At 67.3% G+C, this 6,357-nt stretch carries 4 protein-coding genes; 2 read left to right on the forward strand and 2 right to left on the reverse strand.

Annotated features, from left to right (window positions below; genetic code table 11):
• Window positions 1-8: 8 nt before the first annotated feature.
• Window positions 9-1,229 (reverse strand): vWA domain-containing protein, encoded by a 1,221-nt coding sequence (locus VD972_RS21260; RefSeq protein WP_324989796.1) that lies wholly within the window; start codon window positions 1,227-1,229, stop codon window positions 9-11.
• Window positions 1,230-1,476: 247 nt separating this feature from the next.
• Here VD972_RS21260 and lon point away from each other — a divergent pair, with 247 nt between their 5' ends.
• The gene (lon, locus tag VD972_RS21265) at window positions 1,477-3,972 is read left to right on the forward strand and encodes an endopeptidase La (RefSeq protein WP_324989798.1); all 2,496 of its coding nucleotides are present in this window, start codon (window positions 1,477-1,479) and stop codon (window positions 3,970-3,972) included.
• Window positions 3,973-4,056: 84 nt separating this feature from the next.
• Here lon and VD972_RS21270 read toward each other — a convergent pair whose 3' ends face one another.
• Window positions 4,057-5,364, reverse strand: coding sequence for a C39 family peptidase (locus tag VD972_RS21270; RefSeq protein WP_324989800.1), 1,308 nt, complete (start codon window positions 5,362-5,364; stop codon window positions 4,057-4,059).
• Window positions 5,365-5,623: 259 nt separating this feature from the next.
• On the opposite strand from VD972_RS21270, the gene VD972_RS21275 reads away from it, so the two are divergent.
• A partial coding sequence (locus tag VD972_RS21275) for an aldo/keto reductase (protein WP_324989801.1) occupies window positions 5,624-6,357 on the forward strand: 734 nt, incomplete at its 3' end.

The following is a 6,357-nucleotide window of genomic DNA, read 5'->3' on the forward strand; positions in this document are numbered from 1 at the left end:
GGAGCTGCCTACCCCGCGCAGAACAGCTTCACCTCGATCATCGTGTCATCGGGTCGGCGCAAGCAGTCGCCCAGGAAGAAGAGGCGCGCGGGCCGGTCCTCACCCGAGGCGTCATAGCGCAGGCTGCCTCCCGCCACGCTGCACGTCGTCACAGAGCCATCCGCGCGCGTCAGATCCACCCGCGCCAGCCGCGGATCCGGCAGGTTCATCACCTCGATGCTCTGCGACACGGCCGCCAGCTCCGCGATGGCCACCAGCGTCTCGCGGTAGCTCGGCTTGCAGATGGAGTCCAGGTTCCGCAGCTGGCTGTCGAAGCGCTCCGACATGGCCCGGTGCCGGTAGCCAGGACCGTACGATGTCGGACACTCCACGTTGCGCACGAACGTCCCCTGCGGCGTCACGTCCTTCACCAGCTCGGCCCGCTTGTCGCTCAGCGCCACCGGGCCGATTGTCGCCCACAGCACTTCTCGCGATGCCCCCGTGCCATCCCGCAGCCCCTGGAAGATGTCGAAGTACTCCTCCACGGACGTGAGCGACGAGGCCTGCTCCGAGCACAGATCCTTCGAGGTGTCCTCGGTGAGGATCACCGGCGGCGGGCGCGCCTGGGTGCTGCAGTCCTCCTCATCCGTGACGACCACCACCAGCAGCCGCGCCCCATCTCGAAGGAAGCCCCCGTTGCCTCCCTGCTCCAGCGGCGTGGAGGCCATGGAAGAGGCCACCGCCAGCCGCACCGCCTCGAAGGGCGTCTCCTGGCCGCTGCCGTTCGTCCCTTGCACCACCAACCGGCTGAACTTGGCCAACAGATCCGGATCCGAGCCCTCGATGTAGCGCTCGGCGCTCGTACTCCCGCCTGCCGTGGGAACAGGCCTCAGATGTCCAGCCTCTTCTGGGTACTCGCGATAGTCGTCGCGGTTATTGATGAACGACCGCCGATAGACGGAGGTCGTGATCACACCCACTCGGAAGTCCTGCGCCAACCCGCCCCCCTGGCGCAGCTCGGACACGAAGGCCGGCAGCTCCGTGGCGATGCCGGCCTGCTCCTCGCCCATGGAGCCGGAGTTGTCGATGACGAAGAGCACGTCCGTCTTCTGGGCGGCGATGATGGGGGCGTCCGCCTGGCACTTGCCAGGGACGGTGGAGCCGGGCTGGTCCACGGGCGAGCTGCAGGCCACACCCCACCCGAGGGCGGCGGCCAAGAGCATGGAACGAGCAGGCCTTCGGACCCTCATGGGGGTTCCCTCCCGTATATGCAACGCGCCTGGACGCGCCGCACTAGAGATTGATGAAGTCAGGGGTCCAGCATGCCCCACCTTCCCTAGCTTCGCGACAACCGTCTGGCAGGCAAACACCTCTCCGGAAAAATGAACGCCGCGTTTGCCATGAGCGTTTTGGTTGCTACGTTGGGTCAACTGGCACAGAAGAATAGCTTGTAATCAACAGCCCGACATCCGGTCGGGCGCTTAGAGGGTCGAACGAATGTCTGACGAGAAGAAGAAAGGCTCCGCCGCCAGCGCCATGCCGACGGCCATGGCGCCCCCGGGCCTTATCAACAAGGAGGACATCCCGCAGGTGCTGCCCATCCTGCCCCTGCGGAACTCCGTGTTCTTCCCAGGCGGTGTGCTCCCTCTGGCGGTCGGTCGTCAGAAGACCATCGCGCTCATCAAGGATGCGGTGCGTGACGACCAGGTGATCGGCGTCGTGACGCAGCGGCGGGCCGAGGAGGAGGATCCCGGCTCGACGGACCTCTACACCATGGGGACCGTGGCCCGCATCGTGAAGCTGCTGAAGATGGGCGAGGACAACTACTCGCTCGTCGTCCAGGGCCTGGCGCGCTTCCGCGTGGTGGAGCTGGTCCAGGAGGCCCCCTACCTCAAGGCCCGCGTGGAGGCCGTGGAGGACAAGACTTCGGCGGAGAACGTCGAGGTGGAGGCGCTGGGCATCAACCTGAAGAAGCTCGCCCGTGAGGTGATCGAGCTGATGCCGGAGCTGCCCGCGGCGGCCACCGAGCTGGTCGAATCGATTACCCACCCGGGCCACCTGGCGGATCTGATCGCCGCCAACGTGGACGTGCCCATCGAGGAGAAGCAGGCCGTCCTGGAGACGGTGGACCTCAAGGCGCGCATGAAGCTCGTGCTGGAGCTGCTCAACCGCAAGCGCGAGATCCTCAAGCTCTCCAACAAGATCGACTCCGCCGTGAAGGGCGAGATGTCGAAGACGCAGCGCGAGTACTACCTGCGCCAGCAGCTGAAGGCGATCAAGGAAGAGCTCGGCGAGATGGGCGAGGAGGAGGAGGAGCTGGACGAGCTCCAGGAGCGCCTGAAGAAGGCGGGCCTGCCTCCGGACGTGGAGAAGGTGGCGCAGAAGGAGCTCAACCGCCTGAAGACGATCCCGGCGGCCTCCAGCGAGTACACCGTCGCGCGCACGTACCTGGACTGGATCGCGGATCTGCCCTGGTCGAAGATGTCCGAGGACAACCTGGACATCGAGAACGCGCGGCAGGTGCTGGACAAGGACCACTTCGGCATCAAGAAGGTGAAGAAGCGCATCCTGGAGTACCTGGCGGTGCGCAAGCTGAAGAACGACATGCGCGGCCCCATCCTCTGCCTGGTCGGTCCTCCGGGCGTGGGCAAGACGTCGCTCGGCCAGAGCGTCGCCCGGGCCACCGGCCGCAAGTTCGTCCGCCTGTCGCTGGGCGGCGTGCGGGACGAGGCGGAGATCCGTGGCCACCGGCGCACCTACGTCGGCGCGCTCCCCGGCCGCTTCATCCAGAGCATGAAGAAGGCCGGCACGAAGAACCCGGTCATGATGCTGGACGAGATCGACAAGCTCGGCGCGGACTTCCGCGGCGACCCGAGCGCGGCGCTCCTCGAGGTGCTGGATCCGGAGCAGAACAACAGCTTCAGCGACCACTACCTGGACGTGGCGTTCGATCTCTCCAAGGTCATGTTCATCGCCACGGCGAACCAGCTGGATCCTGTCCCTGGGCCGCTCCGTGACCGCATGGAGATCATCGAGCTGAGCGGCTACACGTTCGAGGAGAAGCAGAGCATCGGCCGGATCCACCTGGTGCCCAAGCAGCTCAAGGAGCACGGGCTGAGCCCGGACCACATCGAGATCCAGGACGACGCGCTGCTGACGCTCACGACGTCGTACACGCGTGAGGCCGGTGTGCGTAGCCTCGAGCGCCGCATCGCGGACATCTGCCGCGCGGTGGCGGTGGAGGTGGCCGGCGGGAAGATGGACAAGCAGACGATCAACGCCGAGCGAGTCAAAGAGATCCTCGGGCCCGAGACGTTCTACTCCGAGGTGGCGGAGCGCACGGAGGTTCCGGGCGTGGCCACAGGGCTCGCGTGGACGGCGGCCGGCGGCGATCTGCTCTTCATCGAGGCGACGAAGATGGCGGGCAAGGGCGGCATGACGCTCACCGGCCAGCTCGGCGACGTGATGAAGGAGAGCGCCACGGCGGCCCTCAGCTACCTGCGCAGCAAGGCGGAGGCGCTGGGCATCAATCCGAACTTCCTCGAGAAGACGGACCTGCACCTGCACTTCCCCGCGGGCTCCATCCCGAAGGACGGCCCCTCGGCCGGCGTCACCATCCTCACGGCGCTCACCAGCCTGCTGACGGGCATCCGGGTGCGCAGCGACACGGCGATGACGGGCGAGGCCACCCTGCGCGGCCTGGTGCTGCCGGTGGGCGGCATCAAGGAGAAGGTGCTCGCGGCTCACCGCGCCGGCATCAAGCGGGTGATCCTGCCCGAGCGCTGCCGCAAGGATCTGGTGGACGTGCCGGATCAGGCGAAGAAGGAGCTGGAGTTCATCTTCGCCACGAAGATGGACGAGGTGCTGGTGGCGGCGCTGGAGACCACGCCGTTCAAGAGCTCGGCGGGCACGCCGCCGGGTGGCGAGCAGCCGGCGACGCCGCTGGCGGGCTCCACGACGGACCCCTCGCCGGAGATCCGGGCCAAGGCCTAGTCGAGCAGCAGCTCATCCGCTGTTGAAGCAGACGCGGGCAGGCTCCTTCCGGGGCCTGCCCGTTGTCGTTGGTGGGCGCGGCGATCAGTCGAGGATGATGGCCGTGGGCGTACCGCCGCCCCAGCTGGCGAGCTCGGAGGGCGACAGCTCGGTCTGGGTGCCGCCGCTGGCCTTCATGGCGAGCGCCGAGTTGCCGCAGTCGAACTTGCCCGTCTTCTCGTTGTAGCCCTCGATGACGAAGTAGTGCGCGGGCGTGCTGATGATGACCGGCTTGCCCGCCTGCAGCTGCTCCTTCACCTTGTCCCAGTTGACCGGCGTCTCCGTGTGCGACGGGATGCCCAGGTCCTTCAGGAGGCGCACCTCGGACTCGGCGCCGTGCATGCCATCGCCCGGCGTGTAGTTGCCACCCTGGAGGGCGACGCTGCGCGCCTGCTCCAGCGAGACGGGCTTGCCCGTGGCCCGGCTCGCGGCCACCGCGGCGATGGGGCCGCACAGCGACCACTGATCGGAGAAGCCTGCCGCGTCGGTGATCTGCGAGGGGGTGATGCCCTTGAGGTCGGCCGGAGTGGAGCCGCTGGTGCCGGGGGTCGAGCTGGCCTGCTGCGCCTGGCGCGTCTGGTACTCGGGGCTGGCCATGACGTCCTGCTCGATGGCCTTCTGGATGTCCTCGAAGGACGCGCCCGCCTCGTTCATCTCCTTCATCTTGGCGCCGAAGGTGGCCACTCCCTCGCTGTCCACGCCCCGGCCCAGGAGCCGCTGGTACGTCTTGTCGAGGAACTCCTGGGGGTGCTGGAGCACGCGCTCAGGGCTGTCATGCAGCGCGCTGTTGATGCGCTGGTTGATCTCTTCCATGGACGAGCCCTGGCCCTGCCACTCGAGCGCCTGCTCGTGCCAGTGGCCCTTGGTCTCGGGCGTGCGGCCCAGCTCTGACTGGAACTGCTGGTTGACAGCGGCGATGACCTGGCCCTCGGGAGAGCTGGCCAGCTCCTGCTCGAGGAAGCCGCGGATCTCGTCCTCGCTGGCGCCATTGCGCGCCAACTCCAGGGCCTTCTCCTTGTACATCTGCGCGCCGTCCGCATCCGGCTCGCGCATCATCACCTCGGCGTAGGCCTCCTTCACCAGCTTCTCGGCCTGCCCCGTCGACGGGACTGACGCGCCGCCGGTGCGCACCAGCTCGGCCAGCGACACCGTCTTCAGGTCCGCCCGAGGCGGAGTCACCGAGGCCTGGAACGGGGTATGCCGGGCGCCCTGGGACTCGAAGCGGTCACGAAACTCCGTCTTCTTCGCCTGGGGCTGGGAGAAAGGGAATGCCAGCACCGGCCTGCGCTCCTCCACCTGCTGGGGGGAACCCGTGTTGACCGCTGCGCCGCCATTTCCGATTCGCGTCGTCATGGGATCTGCTCCTTGCCTCGAAGGCCGGGGGATGTGGCCTGAATGACTCCTCCCTCTGCGAAGAGCGTGCCTGAGGTCTTCCCGCTCAAACCGCTGATTCACGGTGCATGACCGGAGCTGCTCAGGGGCCTGTCGCTCAGCAGGTGGGCAGATTGTTCAAGCCTTGAACAACTTGCAGGTTGGGTGCACACACCCGCGTGGCGTAGAGGTCTTTGCCGCATGTTCCGCGCGCTCACGCGTGCCTGAGAGGAGCCCACCGATGAAGTACACGTCCCTGGGGCGTACCGGCCTGAAGGTGTCCCGCATCTGCCTGGGGTGCATGAGCTACGGCAGCCCCTCGTGGCGCCCGTGGATTCTGGACGAGGAGGCCGCCCAGCCGTTTTTCCGCAAGGCGGTGGAGAGCGGCATCAACTTCTTCGACACGGCGGACATGTACTCGGTGGGGGTGAGCGAGGAGATCACCGGCCGGGCGCTGAAGCGGTACGCGCGGATGGAGGAGGTGGTGCTGGCCACCAAGGTCTTCTTCAGCATGAGCGACGGGCCCAACATGAGCGGGCTGTCGCGCAAGCACATCGTCCAGGGCTGCGAGGCGAGCCTGAAGCGGCTGGGCGTGGAGACGATCGACCTGTACCAGATCCACCGGCTGGACCCGAACACGCCCGTGGAGGAGACGCTGGCGGGGCTGGACCAGCTCGTGCGGCAGGGCAAGGTCCGCTACATCGGCGCCAGCTCCATGTCCGCGTGGCAGTTCGCGCGGGCGCTGAGCCTGTCCGAGCGCCAGGGCTGGGCGCGCTTCGTGTCGATGCAGAACCACTACAACCTGGTGTACCGGGAGGAGGAGCGCGAGATGCTGCCGCTGTGCGAGGCGGAGGGCATCGGCGTGATTCCCTGGTCCCCTCTCGCCCGCGGGCTGCTGACGGGCTCACGCAAATCAATGGAGGACCGCACGACCACGGCACGAGCGGGCGCGGACACACACGCGGTGGCGCTCTA

Origin of the sequence: Hyalangium sp., assembly GCF_035629615.1 — a bacterium.
Lineage (GTDB): Bacteria > Myxococcota > Myxococcia > Myxococcales > Myxococcaceae > Hyalangium.